This window comes from Lysobacter sp. 2RAF19 (assembly GCF_052115395.1).
Classification (GTDB): Bacteria; Pseudomonadota; Gammaproteobacteria; order Xanthomonadales; family Xanthomonadaceae; genus Noviluteimonas.
In genome coordinates this window covers 680,824-701,245 of sequence record NZ_JBFRGO010000002.1, presented here as the reverse complement: position 1 = coordinate 701,245, position 20,422 = coordinate 680,824, and the positions used below count along the sequence as shown (strand labels likewise).

The window sequence follows — 20,422 nt, the reverse complement described above, 5'->3', positions numbered from 1 at the left end:
TTGCGCCGCGTTTTTGCGATGCCCGACCCCAACCCCTGTGACCTGAGTCTCGGTTTCGACCCAGTTCAGCCGAGTTTAAGGTGCGAACCCTCACGAATGGAATAGGACGTCCATCACATTTTTTCAAATGCGGCTTCAGCGACCTGAAGCCCTCGCGCCCGCCCGCCCCTCCCTCTCGCGCTTTGGACGATAGGTACACTCCCGGCCATGGCACGTGAAATCAGTCCGCTCGACCGTTTCCTGATCGACACGCAGAACGCGCTGTCCACCGTCTTCGGCCGGCCCGATGCGGCCCGCGACAACCCCGCCGGCGACACCGCCGAAGTGGTGCTGGAGGCCGACGAACGCCGGCATGCCGCCGGGCTGATGCGCATCAACCATGTCGGCGAGGTCTGCGCGCAGGCGCTGTACGTCGGCCAGGCCTCCGTCGCACGGGATCCGGAGACGCGCCAGGCGCTGCTCGCCGCCGCGGCCGAAGAAACCGACCACCTGGCCTGGTGCGCCGACCGGCTCGCCGAACTCGACGCCCGCCCCAGCCTGCTCAACCCGGTCTGGTATGCCGGCAGCTATGCGATCGGCGTGCTCGCCGGTTTGCGGGGCGATGGTTGGAACCTGGGATTCGTGGTCGAAACCGAGCGCCAGGTGGAAGCCCACCTGCACGAACACCTCGAACGCCTGCCCGCCGCCGACCTGCGCAGCCGCGCGATCCTGGAAACCATGAAGGCCGACGAAGCGCGGCATGCGGACCACGCCCAAGCGCAGGGCGCGCGGGTGCTGCCGCAGCCGGTGCCGACATTGATGGCGGCGGCTTCGAATTTGATGAAGGCGATTGCGTATCGGATTTGATTCGTCGCGGGCTACCCCACCCAAAAAGAAACCCGCCTTTCGGCGGGTTTCTTTTTGACCTCCCCTGGAAGGGAGGTTTATTCGGTCAGGTTGCGACCGTGGTAAAGCTCTTCGATCTCGCGCTTGAGGCGCGCTTCGATCTTCATGCGCTCCTTGAACGAAAGGTTCTTCGCCTTTTCCTCGAACAGATAGTTGTCGAGGTCGAATTCCTTCAGATGCATCTTCGTGTGGAAGATGTTTTCCTGGTAGACGTTGACGTCGAGCATCTCGTAGCGCGACTTCACGTTCTTGGCCAGGTAATCCTGGATCGAGTTGATCTTGTGGTCGATGTAGTGCTTGCGGCCCTTGATGTCGCGCGTGAAGCCGCGCACGCGGTAATCCATCACCACGATGTCCGATTCCAGGCTCTCGATCAGGTAGTTGAGGGCGCGCAGCGGGGAGATCACGCCGCAGGTCGCCACGTCGATGTCGGCGCGGAAGGTCGCGATGCCGTTGTCCGGGTGGGTTTCCGGATAGGTGTGCACCGTGATGTGCGACTTGTCCATGTGCGCGACCACCGCCTCGGAGATCACGCCCTTGGCCAGCGCCTTCTCCACGACGGGCTGCTCGCTGATCAGGATGGTCACCGACGCGCCCTGCGGGTCGTAGTCCTGGCGGGCCACGTTGAGGATGTTGGCGCCGATGATCTCCGCCACGTCCGTCAGGATCTGGGTGAGGCGATCGGCGTTGTATTCCTCGTCGATGTATTCGATGTAGCGCTGGCGCTGCTCTTCCGACACCGCATAGCAGACGTCGTAGATATTGAACGACAGCGCCTTGGTCAGGTTGTTGAAGCCCTGGAGCTTCAGGCGCGGCAGCGGCTTGACCATCGGTCGAGTCCTTGGGTGGTGCTACGGCGAGGGGGTGCCGTCGAGGGGCGCGATTATGCGGCATGCGGCCCGGAAGGGGCATCGCATGGCCTGCACGTATCTACCGCTGCCCCGGAATTGGGCCTAAGCTGCGGCGATCCCCTGTTTTCACCATCCCCTGAGCACCGAAGCGCCCATGAGCCCAAACTTCCACGCCACGCCGCTCCGACGCGCCACCAGCCCCCTCGCGCCCGACGGCCCGACGCTCGAACGTTTCCTCGCGCAGTGCCACCGCCGCCGCTATCCCACCCGCACCGACGTCTTCCGCCCCGGCGATCCGGCCGGCACGCTCTACTACGTGGTCAACGGCTCGGTGAGCATCATCACCGAGGAAGACGATGGCCGGGAGTTGGTGCTGGGCTACCTCGGCGCCGGCGAGTTCGTCGGCGAGATGGGCCTGTTCATCGAGACCGAGCGGCGTGAAGTCGCGCTGCGCACGCGCACGCCCTGCGAGCTGGCCGAGATCAGCTACGAGCGCCTGTACCAGCTGCTGCTCGGCCCGCTGATCGCCGATGCGCCGAAGATCCTCTACATGATCGGCGCGCAGCTTTCGCGCCGCCTGCTCGACACCAGCCGCAAGGCCGGCCGCCTGGCCTTCCTGGACGTCACCGATCGCATCGTGCGCACGCTCCACGACCTGGCGCGCGAGCCCGAATCGATGAGCCATCCGCAGGGCACGCAGTTGCGCGTCTCGCGCCAGGAGCTTGCACGCCTGGTGGGCTGCTCGCGCGAGATGGCCGGCCGCGTGCTGAAGAAGCTCGAAGCCGAGGGCAAGTTGCACGCCCGCGGCAAGACCGTCGTGCTCTACGGGACGCGCTGAACCATGAGCGTCGACGCATCCGCCATGGTCCTGCGGGTGCGCGGCGTGGAGCCGGGCGACGCCGAAGCGGTCGCCGCCCTGCTCGAAGCGCTCGGTTATCCGTGCACCGTGGTCGAGGCGCGTGCGCGCATCGCGCACTTCCGCGAGGAGGCGCGGCAGTTCCTGCTGATCGCCGAGCGCGATGGTTCTCCCGCGGGCCTGGCCGCGATGAAGCTCAACTACTCGCTCACGCGCGGCGCGGATGTCGCGCGGCTCACCGCGATGGTGGTGGCCGAGGATTGCCACGGCCAGGGCATCGGCCGCCGGTTGCTACGCGAGATGGAAACCCTGGCGCGCCGCAACGGCGCGGTGCGGCTGGAAGTCACCAGCAATCCTTCGCGCACCGGCGCGCATGCCTTCTACCACGCGTGCGGCTACAGCGACGGCTCGCGCCACTTCGTCAAACTGCTGGGCGACTAGCCGCTCAGGCCGGATCGCCACCCCGATCCACGCACCCCCAATTGAGAATCGGCGTCCCCGGCGGCAACACGCGCCGGAACATCTCGATGCGGCCCGCTTTCGGGTTGACCACCACGGGCGCGCGCGCGGCGAGCAACAGCGGCAAATCCGCGGCGCTGTCCGAATACGCGACGTCGATCGGCCCGTAACCCGCGTCGCGCACCATCCGCATCTTGTTTTCGTGGTGGCAGTGATCGCGCGTGACCAATCCACCGAGGAAGGGACGCGACAGGCTGCCGATCACCGGCAAATCCTGGTGGGCGACGAAATCGAGGATCGCGCGCGCCAGTTCCGGCGGCGCACCGGTGGCGACGAGCACGCGGTCGCCGGCATCGCGATGCCGTTGCAACACGGCCAGCGCCTTGGGCAACAGGCGTGCGCGGATGCGCGCCTGATCGTGCGCGACGTATTGATCGATCAACTTGTCGAGCTCGCGTCGTTCGTGCAGCCCGAACGTACCGATCCACAGGTAACCGGAAATGCCGTAGCGCCGCGTGGGCAGGAACGCGACCAGCGGCAACAACAGCGGCGTGGCCAGCAACGCGGCGATGCGGCGCAACCCACTGCGCCTGAGCAGCCACAGCACCAGATGACCGCCGGAATCTCCGTCGTACAGCGTGTGGTCGAAGTCGAAGACGACCAGGGGCGCGTGCGTCATGCGAACAACTCGCGCAGCGCGGTGCCCGGGTCGGGCGCGCGCATGAAGGTTTCGCCGACGAGGAACGCATTGACCGACGCATCGCGCATGCGTTGCACGTCGGCGCGCGTGGCGATCCCGCTTTCGGTGACCAGGATGCGGTCGGCCGGTACGGCCTCGCGCAGCGACAGCGTCGTGTCCAGCGAGACATCGAAGGTGCGCAGGTTGCGGTTGTTCACGCCCAGCAGCGGCGCGGGCACCTGCAGCGCGCGTTCGAGTTCGTCGATGTCGTGCACTTCGACCAGCACGTCCATGCCCAGTTCGAGCGCACGCACGGTGAGGTCGGCCAGGCGCAGGTCGTCGAGCGCGGCGACGATGAGCAGGATGCAGTCGGCGCCGAGCGCGCGCGATTCGTACACCTGGTATTCGTCGATGGTGAAATCCTTGCGCAACACCGGCAGCGAGCACGCACCACGCGCCTGTTGCAGGTAGGCATCGCTGCCCTGGAAATAATCGACGTCGGTCAGCACCGAAAGACACGTGGCGCCGCCGGCTTCGTAACTGCGCGCGATGGCGGCCGGGTCGAAGTCGGGGCGGATCAGGCCTTTCGACGGACTGGCCTTTTTCACCTCGGCGATCACGGCCGGCAGGTTCTGCGCACGCCGGGCGCGCATCGCCTGCGCGAAACCGCGCGGCTCGGGCATCGCCAGCGCCGCCTCGCGCACGGCCTGGAGCGGGCGCGTGCGTTGGCGTTCGATGATTTCCTCGGCCTTGCGCGCAAGGATGGTGCTCAGCACATCGCTCATTTCAACCCTTCGTCGGCTTGCCGTAGGCGCGCTCGACTTTCGCCACGCGTAATTCGAAGTGCTCATACCAATGTTTGCGACCGTAATTGCGGGTGGCGGCGTGCTCGGCCTGGTGCTTCCACGCGGCGATGGCCGATTCGCTCGCCCAATACGACACGGTGATGCCGAAGCCATCGCTGCCGCGCGTGCTTTCGGCGCCGAGGTAACCGGGTTGGAGCGCAGCCAGTTCGAGCATCCGGTCGGACGCCGCGGCATAGCCCGCCTCGTCCTCGCCGTTGCGCAGCGAAGAGAAGATCACCGCGTAGTACGGCGGCTCCGGCAATCTGGCGAAGCCCGTGTGCATGCTCATGCGGCGACTCCGGCGAGCGCGCGGGTGGCGTTGATGAATTCGTCGAGCTTCGCGCGCGCCGCGCCCGAGGCGATCGTGCGACGCGCGAGCGCGATGCCGTCTTCCAGCGACTCGGCCTTGCCGGCGACGTACAACGCCGCGCCCGCATTGAGCGCGACGATCTCGCGCGGCAAGCCCGGCATGTCCTCCAGCGCAGCGAGGAGCATCAGTTTCGATTCGGCCGCATCGTTGACGCGCAGGTTGCGCGAGGCCGCCATCGCGATGCCGAAATCTTCCGGGTGCACGTCGTATTCGCGCACCACGCCATCGCGCAATTCGCCGACGAGCGTGCCCGCACCCAGCGACAGCTCATCCATGCCATCGCGGCCCCACACCACCAGCGCGCGTTGCGCACCCAGCTCCTGCAGCACGCGCACCTGGATGCCGACCAGGTCGGGATGGAACACGCCCATCAGGATGTTCGGTGCGCCGGCCGGATTGGTCAGCGGCCCGAGGATGTTGAAGATTGTGCGCACGCCCATTTCCTTGCGCACCGGCGCGACGACCTTCATCGCCGGATGGTGCACGGGCGCGAACATGAATCCGATGCCGGTGCGATCGATGCATTGCGCCACCGCTTCGGGCGAAAGCTCGATCTGCACGCCGAGCGCTTCCAGCACATCGGCGCTGCCCGACTTCGACGACACGCTGCGATTGCCGTGCTTGGCCACGCGCGCGCCCGCCGCGGCGACGACGAACATCGATGCGGTGGAAATGTTGAACGTGTGCGCGCCGTCGCCGCCGGTGCCGACGATATCGACGAGGTTGGTCCTGTCGCGCACCGGCACCGGGCGCGCGAATTCGCGCAGCACCGACGCCGCGCCGGCGATCTCGCCGACGGTTTCCTTCTTGACGCGCAAGCCGGTGAGGATGGCCGCGGTCATCGTCGGCGAGACTTCGCCGCGCATGATCGCGCGCATCAGCTCGACCATCTCGTCGTGGAAGATCTCGCGATGCTCGATCGTGCGCTGCAGCGCTTCCTGGGGCGTGAGGGCCATCGTCAGCGTTCCAGGAAGTTGCGCAACAGCGCGTGGCCATGTTCGGTGAGGATCGACTCGGGATGGAACTGCACGCCTTCGACCGGATGCTCGCGGTGGCGCAGCCCCATGATCTCGTCGAAGCCGCCGTTCTCATCCTCGGTCCACGCGGTGATCTCGAGGCAAGCGGGCAAGGTGTCCTTCGCCACGACGAGCGAGTGGTAACGCGTGGCTTCGTAAGCGTCGGGCAAACCCGCGAACACGCCCCGCCCTTCATGGCGGATGCGCGAAGTCTTGCCGTGCATGATCGTCTTGGCGCGGACCACGTCGCCGCCGTACACCTGCCCCAGCGTCTGGTGCCCCAGGCACACGCCGAACACCGGGATGCGCGGACCGAGTTCGCGGATGACCTCGAGCGAAACGCCCGCGTCGTGCGGCGTCCCCGGACCGGGTGAAATCATGATGCGTTCGGGGGCGAGCTTTTCGATCTCGCCCACGGTGAGCGCGTCGTTGCGCACGACCTTCACTTCCGCCCCCAACGTCTGCAGGTACTGCACGAGGTTGAAGGTGAAGCTGTCGTAGTTGTCGATCATCAACAGCATATTTCGCCTAAACTATTGAAATAACAGTTTATTTTGCGGACTCTGCGGTGCCCGGGCCACCCCTTGGACCACCTAAGGCTACCGGCGCTCTCGCAAAACGCCATGATGCCTGCTCGCTCACCGGGGGTCACCCAGCAGGGGAGACTCCCGGTCCCGCCCCGAGCCGCAACGCGTTCGCGACGACGGAAACCGAACTCAGGCTCATCGCGAGCGCCGCGATCATGGGGCTCAGCAAGAGGTGGAACACCGGATACAACACGCCGGCGGCAATCGGCACGCCCAGCGCGTTGTAGGCGAACGCGAATCCGAGGTTCTGCTTCATGTTGCGCACCGTGGCGTCGGACAGTTCACGCGCGCGCAGGATGCCGCGCAGGTCACCCTTGACCAGCGTGACCTGCGCGCTCGACATCGCGACGTCCGTGCCCGTCCCCATCGCGACGCCTACGTCGGCGGCGGCCAGTGCAGGTGCATCGTTGATGCCATCGCCCGCCATCGCGACCTGCCTCCCCTGTGCTTGCAGCGCGCGCACGAGCTCCGCCTTGTCGGCCGGACTGACTTCACCATGGAACTCGTCGATGCCGAGCCGCGAGGCGACCGCGCGCGCCGTCGTTTCTCCATCGCCCGTGGCCATGACCACATGCAGACCGCTGCGCCGCAACGCCTCCAACGTAGGCAGTGCCGATTCCTTGATCGGGTCGGCGACGGCGAGCAGGCCCGCTACGCGACCGTCTATGGCCAGGAACATCACGCTGGCGCCGTCCTTCCGGAACGCTTCCGCCCTGTCCTGCCATTGCGTGATGTCCGCGCCGACCTGTTCCATCAAGCGGGTGTTCCCGAGCGCCACGTCGCGCCCGTCGATGCGACCGCGCACGCCGAACCCTGTCACGGAATCGAATCCATCGACGGTGGCAAGTGTCATTTCGCGGCGGCGCGCCTCCGCAACGATCGCAGCGGCCAGCGGATGCTCACTGCCTTGGTCCAGGCTTGCCGCGATGCGCAACACCTCGGCGGGTGCAACACCGTCGGCGCCCACCGCATCGCGGTACGCGGGATGCCCTTCTGTCAGCGTGCCTGTCTTGTCGACGATCAACGTGTCGATGCGGCGGAAGCGCTCGATCGCTTCCGCATCCTTGAACAACACGCCGCCGGTCGCGCCGCGTCCGGTGGCGACCATGATGGACATCGGCGTCGCCAGGCCCAATGCGCATGGGCACGCGATGATCAGGACCGAAATCGCGTTGAGCACCGCGTAGGTCCATGCGGGTTCCGGTCCGAAGACGCCCCATGCCAGGAACGTGATGACGGCAGCGGCCAGCACGGCGAGCACGAACCAGTACGCGACGCGGTCGGCCATGCGCTGCATGGGTGCACGCGACCGCTGCGCCTGTGCGACGAGCTGCACGATCTGCGCCAGCACGGTGTCGGCCCCCACCTTCTCCGCGCGCATGATGAGCGAGCCGGTGCCATTGATCGTCGCTCCGATCAGGCGCGCGCCTGCGTCCTTGCGCACCGGGATCGGTTCGCCGGTGATCATGGATTCGTCGACGCTGCCCTGCCCCTCCAAGACCGTTCCGTCCACCGGCACCTTCTCACCGGGGCGCACGCGCAGGCGATCGCCGACGTGGACGTTTTCAAGCGGAACATCCTCTTCGGCGCCGTCGTCCGCGATTCGGCGCGCGGTCTTCGGCGCGAGCCCCAACAAAGCCTTGATCGCCGCGGATGTCTTCGACCTTGCGCGCAGCTCCAACATCTGCCCCAACAGCGTGAGGGAGCCGATTACCGTGGCGGCCTCGAAATACACGCCCACGCGCCCATGCGCATGGAACGAAGCCGGGAACAGCCCTGGCGCCACGGTCGCGACGACGCTGTAGCCAAACGCTGCCGCCACACCGATGCCGATCAACGTCCACATGTTGGGGCTGCGGTTGCGGATGGATTGCGCGCAACGCACGAAGAACGGCCACCCCGCCCACGCCACCACCGGCACGCTGAGCGCCAACTCCAACCACGCCCTTGCCTGCGGCGACAACGCAGCCCAGCGATGGCCCCACATCGCGAGCACGACGACCACGAGCGTCAACGGCAACGTCCACCAGAAGCGCCGGGAGAAATCGCGCAGCTCATGATTCTCGTCGTCGTCCAGCGACGGGAGTTCCGGCTCCAACGTCATGCCGCAAATGGGACAAGTGCCCGGCCCCACCTGGCGAATTTGGGGGTGCATGGGACAGGTGTAGATCGTTTGCGCATTCTTCGCGAATCGCGCAACGCCCGCATCCCGATGGGCATGGGAATGTGCGTGCGAACCGTCATGGTGAGACTTGTTCATTCTCGATCCACCCATGTTTTCAAAACCAAACCCTGACGCCCGCGACGATGCGGGTATCGCTCTTGTCTTCGCCCAGCGGGCGGCGGAAATCCGCCGTGTCGCCGAACGCGCGCTCGTGCACGATGCCGATGTACGGTGCGAACTTGCGGTGCACCTCGTATCGAAGTCGAAGTCCCGCCTCTATCGTCGAAATGCCGGAACCGACGCCACGTCGCTCGTCGTCCTTGCCGTTGAAGTTGGCTTCGACGAGTGGTTGCAGGATCAGCCGATTGGTCAGCAACAACTCGTACTCGGCTTCGATGCGCGCCGCCGTTCGGCCTGATGCACCGATGTATGCGGTGGCCTCGACTTCAAACTTGTAGGGCGCGATGCCGACGACACCGATTGCCGCCCAGTCCTGCGACGCGCCAGGCTTGAAATCGTGCCGAACGCCACCGACGACGTCCCACCAGCGAGCGATCGGCCGGCCGTACATGACCTCAAGATCGGCGGCCTCTGTCCGGTCATCGACGCGCTCGCCTTCCGAACGCAGCCAAAGTTTGTCGGTGTCGGTGCCAATCCACGCCTGCCCTTCCCACGCCAACCCGTTGCCATGGTCGGCATCGAATGCTTCAAGCCGATTGAACAGGACCTTCGAGTGCACGGTGTTGTCGTGCACGGGGTGCGCGTGCTCGGGTGGACGCGCTGCTTCACGGTCCGCGTCGGTCAGCGCCGGGATCGGCGTGCGGAGCTCGCCGGGCGCGGACATCGCGTCGCCCATCTGCATCTGCGAGTGGTCCATCGTCGAGTGGTCCATCTGCATCTGCGAATGGTCCATCGCCGAGTGGTCGACGGGCTTGTCGGCTGGCGGCTTCGGGGCAGGCTTCTGCTTCGGCTTGGTCGCTGGCTTGGGTGCTGGTTTCGCTGGCTGCGCGGCCTTCGGCGCCGGTGCCGGCTTTGCTGGCATCGGCATCTGCATCGGCATGGACGAATGATCGTGATGCTGCGCGGCCGCGCCGGTCGACAGCATCAACCCGATCGCGAGCGTCGTGAGCTTGAACGTCCTCATTCTTCGACCCTCACTTCGCGCATCATTCCCGCCTCCATGTGGAACAGCAGGTGGCAGTGGTACGCCCAGCCACCGAGCGCGTCCGCGCGCACGCGGTAGCTGCGCCGCGTTCCCGGTGGGATGTCGAGCGTGTGTTTTCGTACGTGGAAGTTGCCGTGCTCGTCTTCCAGGTCGCTCCACATGCCATGCAGGTGGATCGGATGCGACATCATCGTGTCGTTGACGAGCACGATCCGCAGGCGCTCGCCGTAGGTCATGCGCAGGGGTTCGACCTGCGAGAACTTCTGGCCGTTGAAGCCCCACACGAAGCGTTCCATGTGACCCGTCAGGTGCAGTTCGATTTCGCGGCCGGGATCGCGGCCATCGGGGTCCTCGAACGTGCTCTTCAACATGCCGTAGCTGAGCACCTTGCGGCCGTTGTTGCGCAGGCCGATGCCGGGATCGTCGAGCCGCGGCGTCGGCGACATCGTTTGCATGTCGACGAATGGATTGCCGGCTTCGCTTGCCGGGTGCACCGGCATCGCCGTGCCGTGCTGCATGCCCGACATGTCGTGCCCCATGGCCGCATGGTCCATGCCGGTCATGTCGTGTTGCATGGCGTCGGGTTGCATTCCCGCCATGTCGTGTTGCATCGCGCCGTCGCCCATGCCGGGCATGTCGTGGCCCATCCCGCCGTGACCCATATCCGCCATCGTCAGGATCGCGCGCGGATCGAGCGCGGGCACGGGCGCGCGGAGGCCGTCGCGAACGGAGAGCGTGCCGCTGACGTAACCCGTGTGGGCCATGTCCTGCGCGAAGATCGTGAAGGCGTCCTGCCCCGTCGGTTCGACGATCACGTCGTACGTCTCCGCAGGCGACATGCGGAACTCATCGACAGTCACCGGATGCACGTACTGCCCGTCGGCGGCGACCACCGTCATCTTGAGGCCCGGGATGCGCACGTCGAAGTACGTCATCGACGACCCGTTGATGAAGCGCAGCCGCACCTTTTCGCCGGACCGGAACAGGCCGGTCCAGTTCGCGAGCGATGTCGCGCCATTCATCAGGTAGGTGTAGGTGTTCGCGTTGACGTCCGACAGGTCAGTCGGCGTCATGCGCATCTTGCCCCACATCTTGCGGTCGTCGATCGTGGCGGACATGCCATCGCGCTTCGCGTCGCGCGCGAAATCGCCGACAGTGCGTTTGTAGTAGTTGTCGTACCCCGGCATTTTCTTGAGGCGCGCGAACAATGCCGACGGGTCGAGGTCGGTCCAGTCGGTGAGCATCACGACGTGTTCGCGGTCGTATGAGAATGGTTCGGGCGCGATGGGCTCGATGACGAGCGGCCCGTAGAGCCCGGCCTGCTCCTGGAACCCCGAGTGGCTGTGATACCAGTACGTCCCACCCTGCTTCACCGTGAACCGATAGTGGTACGTCTCGCCTCGCCCGATGCCGTTGAAGCTGATGCCGGGCACGCCGTCCATGTTCGCGGGGAGCAGGATGCCGTGCCAATGGATCGAGGCTTCATGACCGTGGATGGACCCCGCGGGCAGTGCGTTGCTCACGCGCAAATTGACCGTCGTGCCCTCCTTCCACCGCAACAAGGGCGCGGGCATGGAACCGTTGACGGTGATGGCCGTGCGCGTGCGGCCGGTGAAGTTGGCCGGCGACTCGCCGATGACGAGGTCGAACTCGGTGCCACTCAACGTGGCGTTGCGCTTTACACCAGGGGAAGCGCGCAGCGGGAAACCGCCGAAGCCGGCCAGCACGCCGGCTGCGGCAAGACCTTGCAAAAACTGACGACGCGCCGGATAGACAGGCGCTCCAAGAAAACGATCGGAAGACATCCAACCACTCCAAGAAATCGGGCATGCGTACGCGATCGAACGCGCACGAGCGGAAGCGCCATGCAGGCGCTGGGGGGCCGCTTAGCCGATGGGAGGTCGGATCAGGTGTGGAAGCGCCGGGCTCGCGAACGAAATCCGCAGCACGGCGACAGGAGCGGCCGAAGGCCGCACCGGGATGGCGAATGCACCGAACGCCGGGATCGTGGGCGCATGCGAAACGCAACTGCACAGACAGGCGCCCGGCGGGCAACAGTCGTCATGCGAGACCGGCGGTGCAGGCGCGCCGTGGTCGGTAGCCGTGGCCGCATGCGCCATCGCTGGCATGTCGTCGCACGGCGGCTTGGAGTCTTGGGAGGCGGCGGCCGTAGCATCCATGCCGGCGCCGAAGGCCATCATCGTGCTCGCATACACCGCCGACGTGCCGTTCGCCACGAGAGCGACGCACAGCAGCAGGCGGAGCAGGATGGCACGGAGACGCATGGCGGCACTTTACCCGATCGGCTGGTGAAAGGCGGATCGCGGTCGCCTACGGGTCGGAGATCCCGACTACGACCTTGCCGAAGGGTTGACCGGATTCCAGCCGCGCGTAGGCGGAAGCCGCGTCGCCGAAGGGCACCACGCGATCGATGGCCGGGCGGACGCGATGTTCGTCAATGAAGGCGCCCAACGCTTCCGTCATTGCGCGCGACCCCACGACGACGCCCGTCACCGAGCGCGGCCCGACCAAGGCGAACGGATCGATCGATAGTGCAAATCCACCGGCGACGCCGCCGATCGTCACCACCGTGCCGCCTGCGCGCGTACTCGCGATCGACCGAGCGATCGTGTCGGCTCCGCCGACGTCGAGGACTCTGTGCGCACCGCCGGTCAAATCCTGCACGCGCGCATCCCACGCCGGCTCACCTGCATAGTTGATCGTATGCACGGCGCCCAGCGCCTTTGCCTTCTGAAGCTTCTCGTCCGAACTGGACAGCACCGTCGGCCGCAAGCCGGCGGCAACCGCAAGCTGCAAGGCCCATGTCGACACGCCGCCGGTCCCCTGAATCAGGATGTGCTCACCCTCGCGCAATGACCCGATGCCGAATAGCGCGTGCCATGCCGTAACGCCGGCGCAAGCGAGGGTTGAAGCCTCCGCCCAGGTCAGGCTCTCCGGGGCGCGGACCAGTGCCGACTCCTTCGCGACAAACCGCTCCGCCAGCACGCCATCTACGTTCCCGCCAAGCGACACCGAAAGCGCCGCCCCGTCCGGGGCGCCCTCCAACCATTCCGGGAAGAAGGTCGGAACGACGCGATCGCCCTTTGCAAATCGCGTGACCGCGGAACCGATCTGGATCACCTCGCCAGCGCCGTCGGATGCCGGAATGCGTACATCACCAGCACCCATCTGACCCTTGGCAACCAGGAGGTCACGGAAGTTGAGCGACACCGCGTGCATGCGGATGCGCACTTCATCGGGAAGTAGCGGCAGGTCCTGAACATGGTCGAGTTGCAGGGACGCGACACCTTCGCCGCGGCGAATCCGATAGACGTTGTTCATGCCGTTTCCAGGTCGACTGCGACGCGGCGTTCGACGCGTGCGCTACCGCCCGCGAACAAGCGGCGGATCGCGCCGTCGGCGAGGTCGAGCCGGACGTGGATCGTGCTGGGCGACGGTTCGGCCATCAGCGCACCTTGCTCGAAGGTGAGCGTCGGACCGAGGCCGAAGCGATCGAACAGGACACACGCCAGCGGCCCCGCGGCCATTCCAGTCGCCGCCTCTTCGTTGATCCCGTAACGCGGCGCGAACATGCGCGTGGTTGCCACCCGACCGACAGGAGCGCCCTCACGCGAATAAAGGTAGTAGCCGACGAGGTCGAGCGACTCGCTGATTTCGGCGACTGCCGCCTGGTCCGGGTTCGCGGCGGCGAGGTCGGCACGGCTCGCGACTTCGATCACGGCGAATCGATTTCCGGTGTCCACGATCGTCATGTGCTGAAGCCGCGTGGCCGGAAGCGAGGCGGTGATCCGGGCGGCCGTGCGCGTGCCCGTGGTGACGGGTTCAAATCGCGGCGCGCGCTGCTCCATCGATACGCGATCGCCCTCCACGATGACGGCGCGGGGGCCCTCGATCGTTTCCTTCGAGAGGTGCCCCTCGCCGATTCGACCGAGCGATCTCAGCAGCGCGAATGTCGCGATCGTCGCGTGACCGCAATGCGCGATCTGGCGCGTTGGCGTGAAGAACTCCAACCGAACGGTCTCTGTGGCCGACGCCGACACGAAGGCCGTCTCTGAAAGGCCTACGCGCGCGGCGATGCGCAGACGCGCGGCTGCGTCGAGTCCGTCGGCGTCGACGACGACACCCGCGGGATTGCCACCGCCGCCGCCTTCGGTGAACGCGTGGACGATCCAACCTTGGGGTTTCGTGCTCATGGGGCAGTTTCCGTCGTGCCGCCGATGCATTCGGCGATGGCTTGTAGGATTTGGTCGACGTCGGCGTCCGTCGTCGACCAGTTCGAGAAGGCGGCGCGCACCGCGGGGCGTTGGTGCAGCACCGTGGGGGTCATGAAGACGACGCCCGTGGCGTTGAGCCGCGCGAGAAACGCGTCGCGTTCGGCAGCATCGGCACCCTTGGGGGCGAACGCCACGATGTTGAGTGAGACATCGTGCAACACGTCCATCCCCAGCGATTCGACGCCGCGGGCGAGCAGGCGCGCGTGTCGGCAGTTGTCGGCGACCCAGCGCCCGATTCCCGCGCGCCCTTGAACCGCGAGCACCATCCACGCTGGAAGCGCACGAAAACGACGCGAGTTCTCCGGCGTGTAGTGCAGCGGATCGGGGTCGTCGCCCAGGTAAGCGGAGGTTGCCGCGAAGACTTCGCGCTGAAGTTCGGGCCATCGCGTATATGCGAGCGCGCTGTCGTAAGGCACGTTGAGCCACTTGTGCAAGTCCACCGTCACCGAGTCGGCGCGCTCGATGCCCGCGATCATCGGCTTCAGCGCATCGTCGAAGGCTGCGAACAAGCCAAACGCGCCATCGACATGTAGCCAGGCGCCCGCTTCCGCGCACAGATCGGCGAGGGCCACGAGGTCGTCGAAGTCGCCGGTATTCACCTCTCCCGCGCTCGCAACGACGATTGCCGGGCCCTCATGCGCCGCGAGGGCCGTTCGCAGCGCACCAACGTCGACTGCGGTCCTGTTCGGTTGTGTCGCAACGGCAACGTGCCGATGTCGGCCAATGCCGGTGATGGCCATGACCTTGAGGATGCTGGAATGTGCGGCGCCCGCGAAGACGGTCGGTAGTGCGCCGTGCGTGCGCTCCGCCCAATGGCGCGCCGTCGCCATCGACACAAGATTGGCGGCCGTGGCGCCGCTCACGAATTGCCCATGCATGGCCGGGTGCAACCCGAAGATGTCGGCGTAGGCCGCAACCGTGCGCGATTCAACGTCGGCCGCGATTGAGCCGACCTTGTTCGAGACGTTCTGGTCCCATGCACTCGCCACCCAGTCCGCGGCAAGCGCTTCAGGCGTTGCGCCACCAGTGACGAACCCCAAGTACCGCGGACCGGGCGAGGCGGACAGGAACGGGGCCACGTTGTCGCGAAGGTAAGCAAAGGCTGCATCCAATCCAATTCCCTCGGGAGCAATCGGTTCGGGATGCTTTGACACCGCGACTCGACGCTGCTCAACGCCGCTCAGGTATTCGCGCGCAAGATGCCATGCGTGATCGAGTGCAAGTTCATGCTCTTCGGGCAATTCCATATCTTCCTGCCTTGGCTTTTCGGGCCGCCTTTGCTTCACATCCGTTCCAACTCTGCGAATTCGACCTTGTCCAGGACCCCATTGCGGTCGGCGTCCACCATCGAGGCGTGCGCACCCATCGGGTGCTTGCGCAGTTCTGCCATCGACAACATGCCGTTACGGTCGACGTCGTAGCGCGTGAACGCATCGGCCGATTGCGACGGCGGCGACGCGGGGTGCGTGTGCTGCGGTTCGCTGGCCAGGCAATCGCCCGTCGCCGCGATCAGCGCCACGAACATGATCCATTCGGGAAATTTCATCGGGATTCCTCACGGTCAGATGTATTCGGTGGTGGGGCGCGTGCCTTTCCAGACTGCGTCTTCAAGGGTCCTGTCGACGATGGAAGCAACCGGGAAGCCATGCGACTCGATCGCGCTTCGCGCCTGCTCGACCGACATCCGGCCGGCGACGACGACGTGGCGCGTTTCTGCATCGACGTTGACGCGTGCGCCCACGTCCATGCCGAGAACCGCGTCGATGATGGCGCCGACGCAATCACGGCAGCGAATGCCGTCCACCAGGAGTTTCATGTCTGCTCCTGGCTCAGGCGTTGCAAGTGCCGCAGCAAGCCTTCGGCGCGTCCTGCATCGACACCACCCGGTAGCCCTCTGACTCGATGGCGGCGGTGGCTAGACCGGCGTCCACGCCGCCCTCGACGGTCACGATCCCGGCGGCGACATCGACAACGACGGTCGCGTCCGCATCCAGTGCGTGGATAGCCCTGGTGATGGCCCGTTCGCAATGCGCGCAGGTCATTCCTTCGACGATGATTTTCATGGGACTTCTCCTGTGCGGCCGATTGCCGACGGCGTGCAGGTTCGGGCTTCCCCCGATGGGAAGGTCAAGGCATGCATTCGTGAGGGAATTTCCCGCCCGCGTTGACCTTCCCCCCGTGGCAATGCGGAAGGTCACGACATGTCCCGATTCGATCCCCTCAACATCGGTGAAGCGGCGCGCCGGCTAGGCGTCAGCACCGCCGCGCTGCGCCTGTACGAACGCAAGGGACTGCTGCCGACCACCACGCGCTCATCCGGTGGCTACCGCCAGTTTTCGCAGGACGATCTGCGACGCATCCGGATCATCAGAAGCGCACGCCGCCTGGGGCTGTCGTTGCGCCAGATCGCGCAGTTGCTCGCCGTACCAGCAGATGAGGCGCGGGTGGTGCAGGTGCTGCGGCGGCACCTCGAGCGACTCGAACACGAGAGTCGGTGCAACGCCATGTTGCGACGGCATTTATCCCGATGGCTTGGCGGGCGTTGACCTTCCCATCATGGGAAGCCCGAAGCTTCGGGTAGTTCCCATTCCGAGACCGCGACATGAACGCCCTTGCGCTTTCCCCGAATGCACCCGAACGCACCGCCGAGTTCGCCGTCGAAGGAATGACCTGCGCGTCGTGCGTGATGCGCATCGAGCGCGCGCTGCAGAAGGTGCCGGGCGTGGTCAACGCCGTCGTCAACCTCGCGACCGAGCGCGCTTCGGTGCGCGTGTCCGGGGACGTGGCGGACGATGCGCTGCATGCGGCCGTGATCGATGCCGGATATGGCGCGAAGGCGGATGCCAAAGTTCCCGTCGAACAAGCGGATGCCGACACGCCGAAGCTGGCGCGCGAGACGCGCCACCTGCTGCTCGCCGCGTTGCTGTCGCTGCCGCTCGTGCTCCCGATGCTGGCGATGCCCTTCGGCAAACATTGGGTGCTGCCGGGCTGGTGGCAGTTCGCATTGGCGGTGCCTGTGCAGTTCCTCCTCGGCGCGCGCTTCTACCAGGCCGCGTGGAAGGCGGTGCGTGCGGGCACCGGCAACATGGATCTGCTCGTCGCGCTAGGCACGACGGCGGGCTTCGGTTTGAGCGTGTTCAACCTCCTGCGCGCGCCCAACCATCACGGCGCGTGGCCGCTGTTCTTCGAAGCCTCCGCCGCGGTCATCACGCTCGTCCTGCTGGGTAAGTGGCTGGAAGGGCGCGCGAAACGGCAGACTACCGACGCGATCCGTTCCTTGCAGGCGCTGCGCCCCAGCGTTGCGCGCGTAGTACGTGACGGAGTGGAAGTCGAAGTCCCGATCGAATCGGTCGCGTCCGGCGATGCTGTCGTCGTGCGTCCCGGTGAGCGCATTCCTGTCGATGGCGAACTCCTCGAAGGCCGCACGCACGCCGACGAGTCCCTGGTTACCGGCGAGTCGATGCCGATCGCGAAGCAGCCGGGCGATCGCGTAACCGGCGGCGCCATGAACGGCGAAGGCCGCATCCTCGTGCGGGCGACGGCGGTCGGCGCGGAAAGCCTGCTGTCTCGCATCATCCGCATGGTCGAGGATGCGCAGGGTCGCAAGGCGCCGATCCAGCAGATCGTGGATCGCGTGAGCGCGGTGTTCGTGCCGGTGGTCGTCGCGATCGCACTTGTGACGCTCGTTGGGTGGGGCTTCGCTACCGACGACTGGAGTGCCGCCCTCCTGCATGCGGTCGCCGTCCTGGTGATCGCATGTCCGTGTGCACTCGGCGTCGCCACGCCGACGGCAATCATGGCGGGCACGGGCGTCGCCGCACGCGCGGGCGTGTTGATCAAGGACGCCGAAGCGCTGGAACGCGCGAAGCATGTCGACATCGTGGCCTTCGATAAGACCGGCACCCTCACCGAAGGACGCCCCGTGCTCGCCGAGCGCATCGCCGTCGACGGCGACGCGCGTGCCCTGCTCCGAATGGCGGCGGCATTGCAGGCCGGCAGCGAACATCCGTTGGCGAAGGCAGTGCTTGCCGCGCATGACGGCGCCGTTCCCGTGGCCTGCGACGTGCAGGCCATTCCTGGCCGCGGCGTTCGCGGCACGATCGAAGGACGCGCGTTGTTCCTTGGCAGTGCGTTGCTGATGCGCGAGGAGGGCGTTGATGTTGCGATGCTGCGCGACCACGCGGCACTCGCCACCGGTGCTGGCCAGACCGTCTCGTGGCTCGCCGAAAACACGAACAGCACGCCACACCTGCTCGGCCTGCTCGCGTTCCGCGACCAACCACGCAAAGGTGCGAGGGATGCGATCGCGCGCCTGCAGGCCATGGGCCTGCGCACCGTGATGATCTCGGGCGATAACCGCGGTGCGGCGGAAACGGTGGCGCGCGCACTCGGAATCGACGAAGTGCGCGCCGAGGTGCTGCCGGGTGAGAAGGCCGACGTGGTCCGTGCATTGCAGGAAGAAGGCCACGTCGCCATGGTCGGCGACGGGATCAACGACGCGCCCGCCCTAGCGGCCGCCGACGTCGGCATCGCGATGGGCAGCGGCACCGACGTCGCCATGCAGGCGGCCGGCATCACGCTGATGCGAGCCGATCCGGGACTTGTCGCGGCCGCCATCGAGATCTCGCGCCGCACCACCCGCAAGATCCACCAGAACTTGTTCTGGGCCTTCGGCTACAACGTCGTCGGCCTTCCGCTCGCCGCGATGGGGCTGCTCGACCCGGTGATCGCCAGCGCCGCGATGGCCTTCTCGTCGGTTAGCGTCGTGTCGAATACCCTGTTGCTGCGCCGCTGGTCGCCGTCGCCATGAGGACCCTCTCCATGCCCCATAAAACCCCACGTCCGGAACTTGCCGACGCCAAGTCGCAAGGCTTCCACAATATCGGCGAGGCTGCCTCCCTGACCGGAGTCAGCGCGAAGATGATCCGGCACTACGAGAGCATCGACCTGATTCCGGAGGCGGGCCGCACCTTCGCCGGCTACCGCATCTACACCGACAACGACCTGCACCGCATCCGCTTTATCAAGCGCGCACGCACGCTGGGCTTCTCGATGAAGGAAATCGCCAACCTGCTCGGCCTGTGGGACGACCGCGCGCGGGCGAGCGCCGACGTGAAGAAGCTCGCGCACGCGCATGCAAGCGCGCTCGCGGAGAGGATCGCGGAGATGCAGGGAATGCAGCGCACCCTGGAGGATCTCGCGCGGCGCTGCCATGGCGACGCGCGTCCTGACTGCCCGATCCTCGACGACCTTTCCAGTCCGCACGCCCAAGGAGACGAAACGTGACGCGACGCCTGTTGATCACCCTGTTGCTCGGGTCATGTCTGGTTCCCGGACATTCGACAGCCGCGACACTCGAAAGCGCGCAGGCCTCATCGAAGCCGGAGGCCGAGTTCCACCTGGAGCCGTATCGCAAGACCATCGCGTTGCGCGGAAGCGTTGCAGGCGTGCCGGGGCTGTTCCTGTTCGACACCGCGGGCGGCATCACGCTGCTCTCGCCGGATTACGCCGCGAAGGTCGGTTGCAAGTCGTGGGGCCGCCTCGTCGGGCACCGAATGATGGGCGATCGGGTCGATACGCCACACTGCGACGACGTGCACATCACCCTCGGCGACACGACCTTCGAATTGCCGACCGCCGCGTTGCTCGACGTGACGAAGTTCTTGCCCGAAGGCGCCGCGCCGGTCGCGGGCTCGATCGCGCTCGACCTCTTCGCCGGACGCGCCATCACGATCGACTTTCCGGGCCAGCGTCTGTTGATCGAATCGCCCGCGAGCCTGAAGGAACGCGTCGCCCATTCCACGAAATTGCCTGGCCTACTCTCGCGCGAGTTGCAAGGCCGCGCGCTAGCGATGTCTGTCGGCGTGCCGTCGCCAAATGGACCGGTCTGGATGGAACTGGACACCGGAAACGGCGGCACGCTGCTCATCGCAAAGCCTTACGCCAAATTCTTGGGTCTGGATCCCGACAACGAGGGCCCGCAGCAGGCGGATTTCTCCGTATCCGCGGACATGCGCGCAAAGGGCAATGCATTCACACCCGACATGATCATCGACGGAAATCTCGGCATGCCGTTCCTGCGCGACAAGGTCGTGACGTTCGACCTGGGGACGGGCGCATTGTGGATCGCCGCGACGGCCGACCCGGAAGCAACGACCACGCCATAGGAGGGCCCGTCGGCGTGCATACGACCTGGCCGGTCGTGGCACCGCGAACCTGTCGAAAAAGCCCCGCAACCCAAAAAGCCCCG

Annotated in this window: 23 protein-coding genes; 7 read left to right on the top strand and 16 right to left on the bottom strand. The window is 66.1% G+C overall.

Annotated features, from left to right (window positions below):
• Positions 1–207 precede the first annotated feature (207 nt).
• Entirely contained in the window at positions 208–846 is a 639-nt protein-coding gene (coq7, locus tag AB4059_RS10155) for a 2-polyprenyl-3-methyl-6-methoxy-1,4-benzoquinone monooxygenase (RefSeq protein WP_498978788.1), read from the top strand.
• Between the two features lie 77 nt (positions 847–923).
• Here the strand turns inward: coq7 and speD are convergent, their stop codons facing one another.
• Entirely contained in the window at positions 924–1,715 is a 792-nt protein-coding gene (gene speD / locus AB4059_RS10150) for an adenosylmethionine decarboxylase (RefSeq protein ID WP_498963795.1), read from the bottom strand.
• 175 nt (positions 1,716–1,890) lie between these two features.
• Between speD and crp the strand changes: the two genes are divergently transcribed.
• Together crp and AB4059_RS10140 are read left to right on the top strand one after the other, a co-directional pair.
• On the top strand, positions 1,891–2,574 hold the full coding sequence (crp, locus tag AB4059_RS10145; RefSeq protein WP_498963797.1) for a cAMP-activated global transcriptional regulator CRP: 684 nt from the start codon (positions 1,891–1,893) through the stop codon (positions 2,572–2,574).
• Between the two features lie 3 nt (positions 2,575–2,577).
• On the top strand, positions 2,578–3,033 hold the full coding sequence (locus AB4059_RS10140; protein WP_498978787.1) for a GNAT family N-acetyltransferase: 456 nt from the start codon (positions 2,578–2,580) through the stop codon (positions 3,031–3,033).
• 4 nt (positions 3,034–3,037) lie between these two features.
• Here AB4059_RS10140 and AB4059_RS10135 read toward each other — a convergent pair whose 3' ends face one another.
• The 15 genes from AB4059_RS10135 to AB4059_RS10065 form a co-directional block, all read right to left on the bottom strand.
• On the bottom strand, positions 3,038–3,730 hold the full coding sequence (locus tag AB4059_RS10135; RefSeq protein WP_498978786.1) for a haloacid dehalogenase-like hydrolase: 693 nt from the start codon (positions 3,728–3,730) through the stop codon (positions 3,038–3,040).
• On the bottom strand, positions 3,727–4,515 hold the full coding sequence (gene trpC / locus AB4059_RS10130) for an indole-3-glycerol phosphate synthase TrpC (RefSeq protein WP_498978785.1): 789 nt from the start codon (positions 4,513–4,515) through the stop codon (positions 3,727–3,729). Before trpC ends, AB4059_RS10135 begins: the two co-directional genes overlap by 4 nt.
• Position 4,516: 1 nt before the next feature.
• Complete coding sequence (locus AB4059_RS10125) at positions 4,517–4,864, bottom strand: antibiotic biosynthesis monooxygenase family protein (RefSeq protein ID WP_498978784.1); 348 nt, start codon at positions 4,862–4,864, stop codon at positions 4,517–4,519.
• Entirely contained in the window at positions 4,861–5,901 is a 1,041-nt protein-coding gene (gene trpD / locus AB4059_RS10120) for an anthranilate phosphoribosyltransferase (RefSeq protein ID WP_498978783.1), read from the bottom strand. Before trpD ends, AB4059_RS10125 begins: the two co-directional genes overlap by 4 nt.
• Positions 5,902–5,903: 2 nt before the next feature.
• Positions 5,904–6,482 carry an anthranilate synthase component II gene (locus tag AB4059_RS10115; protein ID WP_498978782.1) on the bottom strand — a complete coding sequence of 193 codons (579 nt, stop codon included), beginning with the start codon at positions 6,480–6,482 and terminating at the stop codon, positions 5,904–5,906.
• A 127-nt stretch (positions 6,483–6,609) separates the two neighbouring features.
• Positions 6,610–8,703, bottom strand: a complete 2,094-nt coding sequence (locus AB4059_RS10110) for a copper-transporting P-type ATPase (protein WP_498979056.1) — start codon at positions 8,701–8,703, stop codon at positions 6,610–6,612.
• 124 nt (positions 8,704–8,827) lie between these two features.
• Positions 8,828–9,817, bottom strand: coding sequence for a copper resistance protein B (locus AB4059_RS10105; protein ID WP_498978781.1), 990 nt, complete (start codon positions 9,815–9,817; stop codon positions 8,828–8,830).
• Between the two features lie 35 nt (positions 9,818–9,852).
• A complete protein-coding gene (locus tag AB4059_RS10100; protein ID WP_498978780.1) occupies positions 9,853–11,682 on the bottom strand; it encodes a copper resistance system multicopper oxidase in 1,830 nt (609 codons plus the stop codon).
• A gap of 81 nt (positions 11,683–11,763) precedes the next feature.
• Positions 11,764–12,162 (bottom strand): CopL family metal-binding regulatory protein, encoded by a 399-nt coding sequence (locus AB4059_RS10095; RefSeq protein WP_498978779.1) that lies wholly within the window; start codon positions 12,160–12,162, stop codon positions 11,764–11,766.
• 46 nt (positions 12,163–12,208) lie between these two features.
• On the bottom strand, positions 12,209–13,219 hold the full coding sequence (locus AB4059_RS10090; protein ID WP_498978778.1) for a zinc-dependent alcohol dehydrogenase family protein: 1,011 nt from the start codon (positions 13,217–13,219) through the stop codon (positions 12,209–12,211).
• Positions 13,216–14,091 (bottom strand): PhzF family phenazine biosynthesis protein, encoded by an 876-nt coding sequence (locus AB4059_RS10085; RefSeq protein ID WP_498978777.1) that lies wholly within the window; start codon positions 14,089–14,091, stop codon positions 13,216–13,218. The genes AB4059_RS10090 and AB4059_RS10085 overlap by 4 nt, the downstream gene beginning before the upstream one ends.
• Entirely contained in the window at positions 14,088–15,419 is a 1,332-nt protein-coding gene (locus tag AB4059_RS10080) for a pyridoxal phosphate-dependent decarboxylase family protein (RefSeq protein WP_498978776.1), read from the bottom strand. Before AB4059_RS10080 ends, AB4059_RS10085 begins: the two co-directional genes overlap by 4 nt.
• Before the next feature lie 35 nt (positions 15,420–15,454).
• Complete coding sequence (locus tag AB4059_RS10075) at positions 15,455–15,718, bottom strand: EF-hand domain-containing protein (RefSeq protein WP_477916221.1); 264 nt, start codon at positions 15,716–15,718, stop codon at positions 15,455–15,457.
• A 15-nt stretch (positions 15,719–15,733) separates the two neighbouring features.
• A complete protein-coding gene (locus AB4059_RS10070; protein ID WP_498978775.1) occupies positions 15,734–15,976 on the bottom strand; it encodes a heavy-metal-associated domain-containing protein in 243 nt (80 codons plus the stop codon).
• Between the two features lie 25 nt (positions 15,977–16,001).
• Positions 16,002–16,235, bottom strand: a complete 234-nt coding sequence (locus AB4059_RS10065; RefSeq protein WP_498978774.1) for a heavy-metal-associated domain-containing protein — start codon at positions 16,233–16,235, stop codon at positions 16,002–16,004.
• 138 nt (positions 16,236–16,373) lie between these two features.
• On the opposite strand from AB4059_RS10065, the gene AB4059_RS10060 reads away from it, so the two are divergent.
• From AB4059_RS10060 to AB4059_RS10045, 4 genes are read left to right on the top strand one after another with little or no spacing between them, the layout of a single operon-like run.
• Positions 16,374–16,718 carry a MerR family transcriptional regulator gene (locus tag AB4059_RS10060; RefSeq protein ID WP_498978773.1) on the top strand — a complete coding sequence of 115 codons (345 nt, stop codon included), beginning with the start codon at positions 16,374–16,376 and terminating at the stop codon, positions 16,716–16,718.
• Between the two features lie 56 nt (positions 16,719–16,774).
• Positions 16,775–18,982, top strand: a complete 2,208-nt coding sequence (locus AB4059_RS10055; protein ID WP_498978772.1) for a heavy metal translocating P-type ATPase — start codon at positions 16,775–16,777, stop codon at positions 18,980–18,982.
• Between the two features lie 11 nt (positions 18,983–18,993).
• Positions 18,994–19,458 carry a Cu(I)-responsive transcriptional regulator gene (cueR, locus tag AB4059_RS10050; protein WP_498978771.1) on the top strand — a complete coding sequence of 155 codons (465 nt, stop codon included), beginning with the start codon at positions 18,994–18,996 and terminating at the stop codon, positions 19,456–19,458.
• A complete protein-coding gene (locus AB4059_RS10045; RefSeq protein ID WP_498978770.1) occupies positions 19,455–20,339 on the top strand; it encodes a hypothetical protein in 885 nt (294 codons plus the stop codon). Before cueR ends, AB4059_RS10045 begins: the two co-directional genes overlap by 4 nt.
• Positions 20,340–20,422: the final 83 nt, after the last annotated feature.